The 14,730-nt window shown below is 70.5% G+C and carries 14 protein-coding genes; 9 read left to right on the top strand and 5 right to left on the bottom strand.

Annotated features, from left to right (window positions below; translation table 11 throughout):
• Nucleotides 1-1,511: beta-propeller domain-containing protein (locus ABR571_RS16220; protein WP_409454244.1), on the top strand; the 1,511-nt coding region annotated here is incomplete at its 5' end.
• 9 nt (nt 1,512-1,520) lie between these two features.
• On the opposite strand, the gene ABR571_RS16215 is transcribed toward ABR571_RS16220, so the two are convergent.
• Complete coding sequence (locus tag ABR571_RS16215) at nt 1,521-3,101, bottom strand: glycoside hydrolase family 13 protein (RefSeq protein WP_409454243.1); 1,581 nt, start codon at nt 3,099-3,101, stop codon at nt 1,521-1,523.
• Between the two features lie 37 nt (nt 3,102-3,138).
• Nucleotides 3,139-3,543 carry a globin gene (locus tag ABR571_RS16210; RefSeq protein WP_409454242.1) on the bottom strand — a complete coding sequence of 135 codons (405 nt, stop codon included), beginning with the start codon at nt 3,541-3,543 and terminating at the stop codon, nt 3,139-3,141.
• Between the two features lie 37 nt (nt 3,544-3,580).
• Between ABR571_RS16210 and ABR571_RS16205 the strand changes: the two genes are divergently transcribed.
• Complete coding sequence (locus tag ABR571_RS16205) at nt 3,581-4,966, top strand: dihydrolipoyl dehydrogenase family protein (protein ID WP_409454241.1); 1,386 nt, start codon at nt 3,581-3,583, stop codon at nt 4,964-4,966.
• Here the strand turns inward: ABR571_RS16205 and ABR571_RS16200 are convergent, their stop codons facing one another.
• Nucleotides 4,967-5,965: a mechanosensitive ion channel family protein gene (locus ABR571_RS16200; protein WP_409454240.1), complete on the bottom strand. Its 999-nt coding sequence runs from the start codon at nt 5,963-5,965 to the stop codon at nt 4,967-4,969.
• Between the two features lie 160 nt (nt 5,966-6,125).
• Here ABR571_RS16200 and ABR571_RS16195 point away from each other — a divergent pair, with 160 nt between their 5' ends.
• The 3 genes from ABR571_RS16195 to ABR571_RS16185 all read left to right on the top strand — a co-directional run bounded on the left by ABR571_RS16195 (nt 6,126) and on the right by ABR571_RS16185 (nt 7,357).
• Nucleotides 6,126-6,650, top strand: a complete 525-nt coding sequence (locus tag ABR571_RS16195; protein WP_409454239.1) for an HNH endonuclease — start codon at nt 6,126-6,128, stop codon at nt 6,648-6,650.
• 61 nt (nt 6,651-6,711) lie between these two features.
• A complete protein-coding gene (locus ABR571_RS16190; RefSeq protein WP_409454238.1) occupies nt 6,712-6,945 on the top strand; it encodes a hypothetical protein in 234 nt (77 codons plus the stop codon).
• A complete protein-coding gene (locus ABR571_RS16185) occupies nt 6,935-7,357 on the top strand; it encodes a DUF5130 family protein (RefSeq protein WP_409454237.1) in 423 nt (140 codons plus the stop codon). Before ABR571_RS16190 ends, ABR571_RS16185 begins: the two co-directional genes overlap by 11 nt.
• A gap of 79 nt (nt 7,358-7,436) precedes the next feature.
• Here ABR571_RS16185 and ABR571_RS16180 read toward each other — a convergent pair whose 3' ends face one another.
• A complete protein-coding gene (locus ABR571_RS16180; RefSeq protein WP_409454236.1) occupies nt 7,437-8,768 on the bottom strand; it encodes a lytic transglycosylase domain-containing protein in 1,332 nt (443 codons plus the stop codon).
• A gap of 109 nt (nt 8,769-8,877) precedes the next feature.
• Complete coding sequence (gene pepN / locus ABR571_RS16175) at nt 8,878-11,436, bottom strand: aminopeptidase N (RefSeq protein ID WP_409454235.1); 2,559 nt, start codon at nt 11,434-11,436, stop codon at nt 8,878-8,880.
• A 147-nt stretch (nt 11,437-11,583) separates the two neighbouring features.
• Between pepN and ABR571_RS16170 the strand changes: the two genes are divergently transcribed.
• The 4 genes from ABR571_RS16170 (at nt 11,584) to ABR571_RS16155 (ending at nt 14,730) form a co-directional block, all read left to right on the top strand.
• Complete coding sequence (locus ABR571_RS16170; protein WP_409454234.1) at nt 11,584-12,036, top strand: peroxiredoxin; 453 nt, start codon at nt 11,584-11,586, stop codon at nt 12,034-12,036.
• Nucleotides 12,037-12,136: 100 nt separating this feature from the next.
• Complete coding sequence (locus ABR571_RS16165; protein WP_409454233.1) at nt 12,137-12,757, top strand: DsbA family protein; 621 nt, start codon at nt 12,137-12,139, stop codon at nt 12,755-12,757.
• Between the two features lie 144 nt (nt 12,758-12,901).
• Entirely contained in the window at nt 12,902-13,600 is a 699-nt protein-coding gene (locus ABR571_RS16160) for a TetR/AcrR family transcriptional regulator (RefSeq protein ID WP_409454232.1), read from the top strand.
• Nucleotides 13,597-14,730: a serine hydrolase domain-containing protein gene (locus ABR571_RS16155; protein WP_409454231.1), complete on the top strand. Its 1,134-nt coding sequence runs from the start codon at nt 13,597-13,599 to the stop codon at nt 14,728-14,730. Before ABR571_RS16160 ends, ABR571_RS16155 begins: the two co-directional genes overlap by 4 nt.

Raw genomic sequence — 14,730 nt, 5'->3', positions numbered from 1 at the left:
ACACCGTCGAGACCGACGGCTCCCGCGTGGTGTCGGTGTCCGACGGGATTCTGCGGGTCGTCGACGCGCGATCACACGAGGTCACCGGTCGCCTCGACCTGACGATGTACGCCGGCGCCGGCTCGGCCCAGCTGCTCCTGGCCGGAGACCGCCTCTTGGTCATTCTCGGCGATCCGACGCCGAACGTATACGGCGGTCCGATCTACAGCCGTCCGTACCCAACAGGCGGCGCGCGGACCTCGCTGTTCCTGCTCGTCGATCTCGCCGGGCCGCTCAGCGTCATCAGCACGTTGCACCCACACGGCGGCTATGTCGACGCCCGGATGGTCGACGGCACCGCGCGGCTGGTGGTCAGCAGCACGCCGACGATCGCCTTCCCGGCGGCCAGGGGCTCGGATTCCGACGGACAGCGGCTCGCCCGCAACCGCGAGATCGTCGCCCGGGCGCCGTTGACCGCTTGGCTGCCCACCTACGAGGTGACGACCGGCACCACGACGGCCGCGCACACCGTCCCCTGCACCGCGGTGAGCCACCCGAAGACGTATACCGGCGCGTCGATGCTCACCGTCTACACCGTCCACCTCGCCGACGGCCTCGATCAGCCCGAGCCGATCACCATCGCTGCCGACGGCACCGAGGTCTATGGCAGCACCAAGAGTTTGTACGTCGCCAGTTCCGACGGGAACCGGACCCACCTCCACCATTTCGACACGTCGGGGCCGGGCCGGCCGACCTACCTCGGTTCGGCGACGGTGCCCGGGCAACTCTTCGACTCCTACTCGATGTCGCAGTACGACAACTCATTACGCGTCGTCACCACGTCCTACACCGACGACCAGACGACGAGCCTGCGGGTGCTCGATGAGGCCACGCTCCGGATCACCGGGATGGTCGGCCGCCTGGGGGCCGGCGAACGGCTGCACGCGGTGCGCTTCCTCGGACCGCTCGCCTACGTCGTGACGTTCCGGTCGGTCGACCCGCTCTACGTCCTCGACCTGCACGATCCGACCCACCCGAGGCGGTCGGCCGAGCTGACCATGACCGGCTACTCCGACTACCTGCACCCCGTCGGGCCCGGTCGGCTGCTCGGCGTGGGGGAGAGCGTGAACAGCAACGGCATCGTGAACGGTCTGCAGATCTCGCTGTTCGACAGCTCCTCGGCGCAGCACACGAGGCGGCTCGCCCACCTCACGCGGGCGAACACCCCGTCGGAATCACCCATCGATCCGCACGCCTTCCTGTACTGGCCGGCGGCGAAGCTGGCGATCCTGCCGATCAACTCGTGGAACGGCAATGAGTCCGGCGCGGCCCTCGTCGTGCGCGTAGGCGACATCGGTCTGCGAACGGTGGGCACCATCCGCAACCCGGCCGTGTCCACGACGGACGGGTACGACAGCGGAATCACGCGCACGCTGGTGATCGGCGACGACATCTGGACGATGTCCTCGTCCGGCATGCAGGTCAGCGACCTGACCACGCTCGACCGCCGCGCTTGGGTCCTGTTCACGTGACGGGGTGGATCAGCTGCGTACCCAGACGGCGGTGTCGGGTGCGAGTTCGATACCGACCGGCTCGGAGGCGTGCACGACCTCGCCGGCCGGCAACGGCACCGCGGCGTCTCCGGCGTTGAGCCAGACCGACAACCCGCCGCGCCGGTAGGCCAGGCAGCCGGCGGGCGCCGGCAGCCATTCGAGGTCGGCGCCGTGCAGGTCGGGCAGCTCGCGGCGCAGCCGCAACGTCGCGCGGTACAGGTGCAGCGTCGACGCCGGATCGGCGACTTGCGCGGCGACCGTGCAGCCGGCCCAGTCGGGCGGCATGGGCAGCCACGTCCGCGCCGCGGTCGTGAAGCCGAACGGCGGCGTCGTTCCGCTCCACGGCAGCGGGACCCGCTCCCCGTCGCGGCCGCGATCGACGTGCCCGCTGCGCTCCCACGTCGGATCCTGCAGCGCCTCGTCGGGAAGGTCGACGTTGTCCAGCCCCAGCTCGTCACCGTTGTAGACGTACGCCGCGCCGGGCAGGGACAACTGGATGAGGGCGGCCGCGCGGGCCCGGGCAACTCCCCGCCCCCCGCCGCCGTAGCGGGTGACCGTGCGATCGACGTCGTGATTCGCCAGAACCCAGGTGCACGGTGCGCCCACGTCGGCGAGGGCGGCCAGCGAGCGCTCGATCGCGCTGCGGAACGCCCGGGCGTCCCACCTCGACTCGACGAGATGGAAGTTGAACGTCAGGTTCAGCTCGTCCGGACGGACGTAGGCGGCCAGCCGCTCCGGATCGGCCACCCACGCCTCGCCGACCGTCATCCGGTCGCCGAGGTAGGAGTTCAACGTGCGGCGGAAGTGCCGATGGATGTCGTGGACGGCGTCGCGGTCCCAGCGGATGTCCCCGACGCTCGGGGTGTGCGCGACCTGGTCGGGGCCGGGCAGGATGCTCAGATCGAAGTCGGGCAGGCCGGGCTCCTTGGCCATGCCGTGCGCCACGTCGACCCGAAAGCCGTCGACTCCGCGGTCGAGCCAGAACCGCATGATCCGCTCGAACTCCGCCGGCACGGCCGGGTTGGTCCAGTCGAGGTCGGGCTGTTCCGGGGCGAACAGATGGAGGTACCAGTCGCCGTCCGGCAGCCGGGTCCACGCCGGGCCGCCGAACACCGACGGCCAGTTGTTCGGCGGCTCGTCACCGTTGCTCCCGCGGCCCGGCCGGATGATGAACCGGTCGCGCATCGGCGAGGCCGTCCCCTCGGCGAGGACCGACCGGAACCACTCGTGCTCGCTCGAGAAGTGGTTCGGGACCATGTCGACGGTAACCTTGATGCCGCGGGCGTGGGCATCGGCCAGCAGCGCGTCGAAGTCGGCGAGCGTGCCGAAGAGCGGATCGACGTCACAGGGATCGGCCACGTCGTAGCCGCCGTCGGCCATCGGCGAGCGGAAGAACGGCGACAACCAGACGGCGTCGACACCGAGTTCGACGAGATGGTCGAGGTGTTGGCGAACTCCGATCAGGTCACCCGTGCCGTCGCCGTTGCCGTCGGCGAAGCTGCGCGGATAGATCTGGTACACGACCGCAGACGCCCACCACGGGCGTTCGCTGAAAGCGCTTAAGGTCACCGGCTCATTGTGCCCGAGCCGCAAATCGGAGCGAATGTCAGTCGGCTGCGTTGCGCAGTGAGTCCGCGGCCGAGGTCAGGTAATCCCAGAGCAAGTGCTCGTAGGTGGGCGGCAGGTCGAGGGTGTCGAGCGCCCGGCGCATGTTGCGCAGCCAGGCGTCGCGAGCGGCCGTGTCGACCTTGAACCCGGCGTGGCGCATTCGCAGCCGCGGATGCCCGCGTTGTTGGGAATACGTGCCCGGCCCGCCCCAGTACTGGATCAAGAACATGCGCAACCGATCGGCCGCTCCGGCCAGGTCCTCCTCCGGGTACAGCGGACGCAGCACGGGGTCCTCGGCCACGCCGGCGTAGAAGGCGTCGACCAGGCGGCGGAAGGTGTCCTCGCCGCCGACCGCGGCGAAGAAGGTGTCCGCCCGTCCGTTCCCGTCCGGTAATCCCGTCACCGTCCCATTCTGACCGACCGCTCGATACCTTCTGCTGATGGACTACGACTTGATCGTGTTGGGGCTGGGCCCCGGCGGCGAGGAACTGACCGGGAAGGTCGCCGCGGCCGGGCGATCCGTCCTCGGCATCGATCCCCACCTCGTCGGCGGCGAGTGCCCGTACTACGGCTGCATCCCGTCGAAGATGATCTTGCGAGCCGCCGGCACGCTCGCCGAGTCGCGGCGGGTGAACCAGCTTTCCGGCCACGCCTCCGACTCGCCGGACTTCGGGCCGGTCGCCACCCGGATCCGCGATGAGGCCACCGACGACTGGAACGACAAGGTCGCCGTCGAGCGGCTGGAGGGCAAGGGCGCGACGATCCAGCGCGGCGCAGGTCGGCTGGCCGGACGGGGCGACGAGGGGCGGCTGCGCGTCGAGGTCGGCGGCGAGACGCACACGGCGGCGGCGGTGTGCGTGGCCACCGGTACCGCACCGGCGATGCCGCCGATCGACGGGCTGGACGGCCTGCCGCGCGGGGTCGACGACCTGGTGTGGACGAACCGCGAGATCGTCAAGGCGCGTGCCGCGCCCCGCTCGATGGTCGTCATCGGGGGCGGCGCCATCGGCTGCGAACTCTCGCAGGGCTTCGCCCGGTTCGGTACGGCCGTCACGGTGATCGAAGGCGCCCCGCACCTGCTGATGCCCGAGGAGCCCGAGGCCGGAGCCGTCGTCGCCGACGTCTTCGCCCGTGAAGGCATCACCGTGCACCAGGGTGTTGGGGTGCAATCCGTGGCCCGCGGCGGGGACGGCGTGATCGTCACACTGGCCGACGGCAGCACGGCAACCGGCGAGAAGCTCCTGGTCGCGGCCGGCCGGCGTCCCAACCTGTCCCACATCGGTCTCGAGACGGTCGGTCTGGACCCGAACGCGCGCAGTCTGGACGTCGACGAGCACATGCGGGCCGCGGACGGCGTGTTCGCGATCGGCGACGTCACCGGCAAGGGCGCCTTCACCCACGTCGCCGTCTGGCAGGCCCGCGTCCTGGCCGCCCACATCCTCGGCCAGCAGGAGCCGTACGGCGGCTATCACGCCGTCGCCTGGGCCACCTTCACCGATCCCGAGGTCGGTCGGGTCGGGTTGACCGAACAACAGGCGCGCGACAAGGGCCTGTCCGTCCGCGTCGGCCGCCAGCAGTTCGCATCAAACTCGCGCGGATGGATCCATGGGCCGGGCAACGACGGGTTCGTGAAGATCATCGAGGACGTCGACCGCGGGATTCTCGTCGGCGCGACGGTCGTCGGCCCGTACGGCGGGGAGCTGCTCGGCATGCTCACCCTCGCCGTTCACGCCGAAGTGCCGGTCGCGTCGATGGCGACGATGCACTACGCGTTCCCGACGCTGCACCGGGCCGTGCTGGAAGCCGTACTCGACCTCGCCGGCTGACTAGGTCGGTGGGGGCCGGTTGGGCTGGCCCGCATCGGCCGGCGGCGGCGGGACGTCCTCGCCGACGGGCTCCACCGGCTCCTCGGACTGCGGCGGCACGTGGGAATCGATGTCCAGGTGTTCGAGACGGTCACGGATGCGGCGACGCAGCTCGCGGGCGGTGCGCCACTGCTCCAGGGGGCGCACCTTGGCCACCAGGCGGATGACCGTCTCCTCGCGGGTCATCGCTTCGACGCCCTGCACCTCCGGTTCGCTCAGGAAGACGCCCGACCAGTCCTCGTCGGCGGCCAGTTCGTGCGAGACGGCGAGCATGGCCGCCGAGGCGGCGTCGACGTCGGCCCAGGCGTCGATCGGGATGTCGAGCACCACCTGCGCATAGCCCTGGCTCTTGTTGCCGACGCGCACGACCTCGCCGTTGCGGACGTACCAGACAGTGCCGTTGACGTCGCGCAACCGCGTCGACCGCAGGCCGACCGCCTCGACCGTTCCCGTCGCCTTCTCGAAGTCGATGACGTCACCGACCCCGTACTGGTCCTCCATCAGCATGAACATGCCGGCGAGGAAGTCCTTGACGATGTTCTGGGCGCCGAATCCCAGCGCGACGCCGACGATGGACGTCCCGGCGATGAACGGCGCGAGGTCGACCTGCAGCTCGCTGAGCACGAGCAGGAACGCGATGACGAAGATCGTGATGGACGCCGCCGAGTTGAGCACCGAGCCCAAAGTGGCGGCGCGCAGCGACCGGCGTTCGGACAGCAAACCGGCCGACTCCAGGAAGGAACTGCTGTCCAGCCGCTCCTTGAACGGGCGCAGCAGGCGGGGGAGCTCGCCCCGGACCGGGCGCACCGCGCGGTTGATCATCCGGCGGATCACCGCGCGCAGGATCAGAGCGACGACGATGATCACGACGATCCGGATGGGGATCTCGATCAGGACCCGCCGGTGCTCGTCCCAGAACTTCGGCAGGCTGCCGAGTTGTTTCGAATCGGGGATATCCATCGGGCCCACCCTGCCACGGAGCTGTCCCCCGAGTGCAAGCCGGGCGCGCCGCGATGTGGTCCGGCGCACGGCCGGCTGCGCGGTCCGAGCCCGTAACCGAGCCGATAATGCGTGCGCACAGGCGTTTCGTCAGGTTGACTGTGATCAGAGGAGGTCGGGCGTGGGCGCTGCACTGGTGCTCAACGCGACGTACGAGCCGCTGTGCGTCGTGCCGCTTCGCCGCGCGGTCGTCCTCGTCCTGGCCGAGAAGGCCATCGTCGTCGAGTCGAGCGACGACGTGATGCATTCCGAGCGGCTGAGCCTGCCGATCCCGACGGTAGTGCGCCTGTCGCGCTACGTGCGGGTCCCGTACCGCCGCGAGGTCCCGCTGACCCGGCGGGCCGTTCTTGAGCGCGACGCCCACGGCTGCGTCTACTGCGGCAACCGCGCCGACACGATCGACCATGTCCGCCCGCGCTCGCGCGGCGGGCAGCACGTCTGGACGAATGTCGTCGCGGCCTGCGCCCGCTGTAACCACCGCAAGGGCGACCGGCTGCTGGCCGAACTGGGCTGGCACCTGTCGACGCCGCCGGTCCAGCCGCCGGCCACCGTTGCCGTCGTGATGGGGTGGTCGGTACGCGATCCGTCCTGGGCGCAGTACCTCGGGCTGGGCCATGGACCGGCCGCGGTGGCGCCGGCGGTCTGAACCGCTGATCAGGCCGCCCCTGACGCACGGCGCCGAGGACGGATTGGCTAACGTAGGCGCCGTGACCGTCGTGCAGACCGTGCTGGTGTTCGTCGGCATTCCGCTGGGCATCATCGCCCTCATCGCGCTCGCCGTGTACGGCAAGTCGATGGTGCGCCAGCCCAACCGCTACCGCCCGGGCCGGCCGTGGGACTTCCCGCCGTCCTGGTACGTGCCGCATCCCGATGCCGTCGTCCAGCACGAGAGCGCCGGGTCGTCCACCACGGCCGTGGGAGGTGCCAGCGGTGAGTGGTGAGCTGACGACGCGGGTCACGACCAACGAACTCCAGTACGGGCCGCAGGGACCGATCTCGGCCGACAGCCCCTTCACCACCCGGCAGCTGAGCCGGCTCGACGAGGCGCTCACGCTGTCCAGCCGCGAGACCGGCCTGACGTTCTCGGTCTACGTCGGCGAGTTCAAGGCGCCCACCCGCGCCCACGCCGAGGCGTTGTTCGAGCGGCTCGACGACGCGTCCGTGCTGGTCGCGGTATCGCCGGGCCAGCGCGCGCTGCACATCGTCACCGGACCGGAGTCGAGCAAGCGCCTACCGAACCGGGCCTGCGCTCTGGCCGCGCTGGCCATGCGCGCCTCGTTCACCAACGGCGACCTGACCGGAGGCCTGGTCACCGGCCTGCGCATGCTGGCCGACTCCGCGGGCAACCGCTGATTCCCGCCAGACCGACCGGGCGGGCCAGCCGGGCCCGGGCGGGGCCGGGCGGGTCGAGTGCCCGCCAGGGCTTGCCGCGCTAAGGCTTGCAGCCGAGCAGGACCTCGATCGGGTTGCACGTCTTCGTCGGTGCGGGGGTCGGCGTCGAAGTCGGCGGGGTCGTCGCCTTCGTCGGCGACGCTGAGCTGGACGTGCGAGTCGAACCGGTCGAGGCCGCCGACGTGCCGCCCGGCTTCGCCGCCGTTGTGGTCGTCTGGCGCGGCGTGGACGAAGCAGTGGACTTGGGCGTGGTGGTCGACTTCGTCTTGTCCGAGCCGCTGCCGCCGACCGCAGTGGGGGCGCCGGGGTTCGCCGGCGGGATGTAGCCCGTGTTCACCTTCGGCAGCGCGCCCTTCGTGATACCCGTAGGGATGCCGGTTATCGACACGCCGCGGCGGTAGGCGTCGGCGAGGGCCAGGACCTGCGCCAGGTACTCGTCGGAGTGGTTGTAGGCGAGCACGGCGCGGACCTGGCCGGCGTGCGATCGGAGGTCGCCGCCCGCGGCACACAGGTAGCGAGCGGCGCCCAGCGCCGCGTCGTTGATGTTGAAGATGTCCGCCTTCCCGTCGCCGGTCGCATCGGTGCCGAAGACACCCCACGTGGACGGAATGAACTGCATCGGCCCGAGGGCGTGCGCGTACTTGGCGTCGCCGTCGAGCGCCATTCCGTTGGCCGGCGCCGGGATGTAGTCCCAGTGCGCGCCGTCGAGGGCCGGACCGATGATCGCCGGCGTGGACACCCCGTCGGCGTGCAGCACGGCGCCGCCGAAGCGGCCGTGGTCGGACTCCTCGCGGCCGATGCCGGCCAACAGGGCCCAGTCGATGCCGCAGCCGGGCGAGACATTGCCAATCCGGGCGGCGGCGACCCGATAGGCGTTCAGAGCGACCTGGGGGATCCCGTTGCCCGCCAGGCCGCTGATCACCCCGTGCGACACCGGAGCCTGCTTCTTGGCATGGGTGGGCTTGGTCTGGAGCAGGCGCATCACAACCGGCGCCGCAGGGTCGATGCTCATGCCCGGCAGGGGGAGCGAGGTGGTGTCGGCCGGCGAGGAGGACGGCGACGGAGGCTTGGCCTCATCGGCCGACGCGATCGGCGTCGTCAGGCTGGCGATGACGAACAGCGCGACGCCGGACACGATGGCGCCGATGGCTCCGCCGCGGCCCAGCTTCGGGTTGCGGCGCAGGAGGGCGGCCAGGCCGGGCATCCGGATGATCTCGCCGTCGACGACCACCGTGCCGCCGGCTCGACCGGCCGGGAGTTGCGGCGCGACGTGGTCCGTACCGGCCGACGAGCCGGATTCGGCCGCCGGGACGGCGGGCAGGCGCGGGCCAGGGCGCGGGCGGCGCGGCGGCTCGGCAGGCAGCATCATCATCTCTTCCGGACGGGTACGGGCGGCGGATGTACCAAACGGTTGTTTAACGAGCACGTCCAATGTTGGTAACGCGTTAAGTTTGCTCGGTCAACCCGCCGCCATGGCGATCTCAGGCGCGGTCGGCCGCGCGCGCGGCGAGGGCACGTTGCACGTCGGCACGGCCCTCGCTCACCAACCGGCGCAGCGCACTGGGCCGGTCGGCGTCGGCGAGGAACGCATCGGCCGCGGCGACGGTCGCCCGGTCGATGGTCGAGGACCACGTGGGGAACAGCCCCACCACGACGGTCTGGGCCAGCTCGCTCGTGCGCCGCTCCCATACCTCGGGGATGTCGGCGAAGTACCGCTCTACGTAGGGCTTCACGAGCTCCCCCTGGGTGGGGTGAGCGAAGCCGGCGATGACGGCGGCTTGGACGGCATTGGGGAGGTCATCGTCCTCGACCGCCAGCCGCCACGCCTCGGCCTTCGCCTCGGCGGTCGGCTGCAGCGCTCGTGCGGTGGCCGCGTGCCGCTGCCCGGCGGCCGACGGATCCCGCGCCAGCTCCGCATCGATCTCGTCGCGCCCGACCGCCCCGAGCGCGGACAGCGTCTGGACGATCGCCCACCGCAGCTCGTCGTCCACGGCCAGGCCTTCCGGCGTCGTGCGGCCGTCGAGCAGGCCGCGGACGAAGTCGATCTCCTCCGGCGTGCGCGTCGCGCCCAGCAGCGCGTGCACCCACGCCAGCTGATGATCCGAGCCCGGCGTCACCGACTCCAACGCCGAGCGGGCGGCGGCGGCGACAGCCGCATAACCCTCGGCGGTGGAAGACGGGTCGGCGTAGATCTCCAGGGCGCGCAGCGCCTGCCGGATCAGCGACTGCATCACCCCGATGTCGCCCTCGTGGGCGGCCCCGGCCGTCACCAGCGCGACGTAGTCGCGAGTGGCCAGCTCGCCGTCGCGGGTCATGTCCCACGCCGCGGACCAGCACAATGTGCGGGCCAGCGGTGAATCGAGCTTCGCGGTGCCGCCGGTGCGAAGGGTGTGCAGGCTGACGTCGTCGAGGCGCTGCTTGCAGTAGGTCAGGTCGTCGTCGTTCACCAGCAACAGCGCCGGCCGGCGGGTGCCGACCAGGTCTGGCACGCTGGTGCGCTCGCCGGCGACGTCCAGTTCGAAGCGGGCGGTGCGCACGAGCCGCCCGTCCTGTTCGTCGTAGAGGCCGACGGCGAGACGGTGCGGGCGCAGCGTGTTGGACGCCGCCACGTGCGTCGGAGCCGACTGCACGATCTCGAACGAGGTGAACACGCCGTCGCTGTCGACCGTGAACTCGGGCCGCAGCGTGCTGATACCGGCCGTCTCGAGCCAGGCCTTCGACCAGTCACCGAGGTCGCGGCCCGACGACTTCTCGAGCGCCCGCAGCAGATCGGCGAGGGTGGTGTTGCCGTACGCGTGCTCGGTGAAGTACTCGCGCAGACCGGCGAGGAAGGCGTCCACCCCGACGTACGCGCCGAGCTGCTTCAGCACGCTGGCGCCCTTGGCGTAGGTGATGCCGTCAAAGTTGACCTCCGCGGTCTGCACGTCGGGTGCGTCACTCGCGATCGGGTGCGTCGACGGCAGCTGGTCCTGGCGGTAGGCCCAGGTCTTCTCGCCGTTGGCGAAGGTCGCCCAGGCGTCGGTCCACCGGGTCGCGTTCGTCTGGCACAGCACCGACGCGTAGGTGGCGAACGACTCGTTCAGCCACAGGTCGTCCCACCAACGCATGGTCACGAGGTCGCCGAACCACATGTGCGCCATTTCGTGCAAAATCGTCTCGCCGCGCCGCTCGTAGCGGGCGTCGGTCACCCGGCTGCGGAAGACGTAGTCCTCGCGGAACGTCACGCAGCCCGCGTTCTCCATCGCGCCCGCGTTGAACTCGGGGACGAAGACCTGGTCGTACTTGTCGAAGGCGTACCGGACGCCGAAGTTGGCGTGGAACCAGTCGAAGCCCTGCTTGGTGACCTCGAACAGGTTGGCCGGGTCGAGGTGGCGGCCCAGCGTCTTCCGGCACCACAGGCCGAGATCGATCCCGTCGTGGGAGTCGGTCACGACGTGGTACGGCCCCGCGACCAGCGCGGTGACGTAGGGGCTGATCCGGGCCGTTGTCCGGAAGTGCAGCAGCTTGCCGGCCGGCAGCTCCTCCTCCCGCTCGATCCGTGCGTTGGACGCCACCTGCCAGTGTTCGGGCGCCGTGACGTGGAACGTGAACGCCGCCTTGAGGTCGGGCTGGTCGAAGCAGGCGTACATGCGCTTGGCATCGGCGGTCTCGAACTGGGAGTACAGGTAGGTCTCGCCGTCGAGCGGATCGACGAAGCGATGCAGCCCTTCGCCGGTGTTCGTGTAGAGCAGGTCGGCATCGACGACCAGCGTGTTGTCCGCGGCCAGCCCGGACAGCGCGATGCCGTCCTGGGGGCGGTAGCCGTCCACGTCGACGTCGCGTCCGTTCAGGGTGACCGCGTGGAACTTGTCGGCGATGACGTCAACGAAGGTCGACGCGCCCTCCTGGGCGGTGAACCGGATCGTCGTGGTCGAGCGGAACGTCCGATCCGACGGCTTGCCGCCGCCGTCGGTCAGGTCCAGCGCGATGTCGTAGGACTCGACGCGCAGCAGTTCGGCCCGCGCGCGGGCGTCATCGCGGGTGAGGTTCGGTACAGCCACGAACAGGTCACTCCTCGGTCGCGGGCGCTCGTTGTGGAACGCACCTGCAGTTCGACGGACGGGCGCCCGGCGGATCCACGCCGGGCACATATGCGAGAAGTCTTTCACGGCCCCCCGCCGACCCGGCAGCGCGTATACGGTGAGCGCATGGATCAAGGCGACCTCGTACCGGACTTCGAACTTCCCGACCAGGACGGAACCGTGCGCTCGCTGTCCGGCCTGTTGGCGAACGGGCCGGTAGTGCTGTTCTTCTACCCGGCGGCCATGACCACCGGCTGCACCAAGGAAGCGTGCCATTTCCGCGACATCGGGGCCGAGTTCGCCGCCGCCGGTGTGCAGCGGGTCGGCATCAGTCGCGACAGCGTGTCCCGGCAGAAGGAGTTCTCCGACAAGCACGGGTTCGACTACCCGCTGCTGTCCGACGAGGACGGTGCCGTCGCCAAGATCTTCGGTGTTGCCCGCGGCGGGCTGCTCGGCAAGCTCGGCCCGGTCAAGCGCTGGACCTTCGCGATCGGCAAGGACCACCGCGTCGTCAAGGTCATCCACAGCGAGATGAACATGAACATGCACGCCGACGACGCTCTGGCCGCCTTCGCCTGAGGCGCTTCCCGCCTGCCGTGGTTGATCTTCGGCCGTTTTTCAACCACACCAGGCGGGAAGCGGGTACGCCCTAACTACATTCCGAGTTAGGGTGGTTGATGTGACTACTTCTTCTGCGCGTCCCGTTGTCGACTTCTACTTCGATCCGCTGTGCCCGTATGCGTGGGTGACCTCGCGCTGGATCCTCGAAGTCGAGCAGCAACGCTCGATCGAGCTCACCTTCCGCATCATGTCGCTCGCGCTGCTGAACGAGGAGAAGGACGGCGTCTCCGACGACTACAAGTCCAAGGTCCAGCGCGGCTGGGGCGCGGTACGCGTCTGCATGGCGGCTGAGAAGCAGCACGGACCCGAGGTGCTGCGCGACCTGTACACCGCCATCGGCACCAAGCGGCACAACGAGCAGCGCCACTTCGACCGCAGCCTCTACGTCGAGGCGCTGCAGGAGGCCGGGCTCCCGGAGAGCCTGGCCGACGCGGCCGAGTCCGACGAGTACGACGAGGACGTCCGCAAGTCCCACCACCAGGGCATGGACCCGGTCGGTCTGGACGTCGGCACGCCGACGATCCACATCGACGGCGTCGCCTTCTTCGGCCCGGTTCTCACCCGGATCCCGCGCGGCGAGGACGCGGCGCGGCTGTGGGACGGCGCCCGACTCGTCGCGTCGTATCCGTATTTCTTCGAATTGAAGCGCACCCGCACGGACGACCCGCGCTTCGACTGACAACCCGCAGCGAGCAACGAGACGCCGGTCGGCCTATCAAGTACCGTCGGGGTGTCGGACGGCGCGTACCCCCCTCGCGCCGTCCGACGTCATCTTTCGGAGCACTGCTCTCGCTGGCCGCCCCACCGTGGCAGACTCCCGACCATGCCGGCACGACCGACGCTCTCGCCGCGCGCTCAGGCGCGCGCCGAGACGACCGAGCAGATCAAGCAGATCGCGCGTCGGCATCTGGCCGAGGAGGGCCCCAACCTGTCGCTACGGGCAGTGGCCCGGGACCTCGGCGTAGTCTCGTCGGCCGTCTACCGCTATTTCGCCAGTCGCGACGACCTTCTGACCGCCCTGATCGTCGACGGCTACATCTCGATGGCCGACGCGATCGAGCAGGCCGAGGCCGTGGTGCCCCGGCGCGACCTGGCCGGCCGCTGGGTGGCGATCGGCCGCGCCGCCCGGCTCTGGGCCCTCGATCACCGGCACGAGTACGCGCTGCTCTACGGCAGCCCGGTGCCCGGGTATGCCGCACCGCAGGCCACGATCGAACCGGCGTCGCGGCCGGTCGTGCTCGCCCTGGCGATCCTGCGCGCCGGGTTGGAACGCGGCGTCCTGGAACCGCCGTCCGACCGGCTGCCGCGCACCGTCCGCGCCGACCTCGAGGGCATCGCGGCCACGACGGGCTTCGAGGCCGTTCCAGCGGCGCTGATGGCCCGCGCGCTGAGCGAGTGGGCGTTGCTGTTCGGGACCATCAGCTTCGAACTGTTCGGCCGGCTGGTGAATGCCGTGACCGACTACGAGGCGTACTTCGACCACCAGCTGCGAGTAATGACCCGCCGGTTGGGCCTCGCTTGACGAGCTCGGGCAGCTGCGACGCCGCCTTCGGTCCGGTTCGCGAGATCTTCGACGAGAGCCTCGCCGGCGGAGGCGATCTCGGCGCGGCCGTCGCGGTGTACCTCGACGGGCGATGTGTCCTGGACCTCTGGGGCGGGATCGCCGACGAGCGCACGGGGCGCCGCTGGGAGCGCGACACCCGGTGTGTCACCTTCTCGGCGACGAAGGCGGTGACGGCGACGGCCGCGTTGGTGCTGGCCGAACGCGGCGCGGTGACGCTGGACGCGCGGGTGACCGAATGGTGGCCCGAGTTCGGCCGGGCGGGCAAGGGCGACACGACCGCTGAGCACCTGCTCACCCACCAGGCCGGCCTGCCGGCCTTCGACCGGCCGATCTCGGTGGACGAGGCGAGCGATCCGGTCGCGATGGCCGACCATCTCGCGGGGCAGACGCCCGAGTGGCGCCCGGGGACCGATCACGGCTACCACGCGCTCACGTTCGGCTGGCTCGTCGGGGAGCTGGTGCGGCGCCACTCGGGCCGGACCGTCGGCGAGTTCGTGCGGGAGGAGTTCGGGCCCGACCTGTGGCTCGGCGTCCCGGCCGGGTCGATCGACGACCTGGCCCGGATCAGTGCCGGCCGGCCGACCAAGGCGCCCGACCTGCCCGCGCCCAAGCCGCTGGTCGACCGGCTGGTGGCGGCCTCGCAGGATCCGGCATCGCCGCTGCAGCGCAGTACTGCCAACCCCGGTGCTTCGTTCAACAAACCCGCGTTGCTCACGGCCGGCTGGCCGGCCGCCGGGCTGGTCGCGACGGCGCGGGCGCTGGCCGAGTTCTACAGCGGGCTGATCGGCGGAGCGGTCCTCGGTCGGGACCGGCTCGACGATGCCGTCCGGGAACGCGTTCGGGGCCCGGACCGCACCCTGATCACCGAGAGCGCGTTCGGGCTGGGCTTCATGCGGCCGTCGGCGAACATGTATCTGCCGCCGGCGGCGCGGGTCACCGCGTTCGGTCATCCGGGCGCCAGCGGGGCGCTCGGCCTCGGCGACCTCGACTGCGGGCTCGCGCTGGCCTACATCCCGAACCTGACCCGTCCCGGTCCCGGTGACCGGCGGGCGTACCGGCTCGTCGAGGCGGTGTACGCGGCGCTGTAG

Origin of the sequence: Jatrophihabitans sp., assembly GCF_046262535.1 — a bacterium.
Taxonomy (GTDB): Bacteria; Actinomycetota; Actinomycetes; order Mycobacteriales; family Jatrophihabitantaceae; genus Jatrophihabitans.
The sequence above is the reverse complement of the archived record's forward strand: the minus strand, read 5'-3'. Positions and strand labels throughout refer to the sequence as shown.

Bases quoted from the DNA above. Each gene is read 5' to 3' on its own strand.
- ABR571_RS16205 (WP_409454241.1), top strand. From the start codon at position 3,581: ATGGACTACGACTTGATCGTGTTGGGGCTGGGCCCCGGCGGCGAGGAA.
- ABR571_RS16200 (WP_409454240.1), bottom strand. From the start codon at position 5,965: ATGGATATCCCCGATTCGAAACAACTCGGCAGCCTGCCGAAGTTCTGG.
- ABR571_RS16180 (WP_409454236.1), bottom strand. From the start codon at position 8,768: ATGATGATGCTGCCTGCCGAGCCGCCGCGCCGCCCGCGCCCTGGCCCG.
- ABR571_RS16170 (WP_409454234.1), top strand. From the start codon at position 11,584: ATGGATCAAGGCGACCTCGTACCGGACTTCGAACTTCCCGACCAGGAC.
- ABR571_RS16160 (WP_409454232.1), top strand. From the start codon at position 12,902: ATGCCGGCACGACCGACGCTCTCGCCGCGCGCTCAGGCGCGCGCCGAG.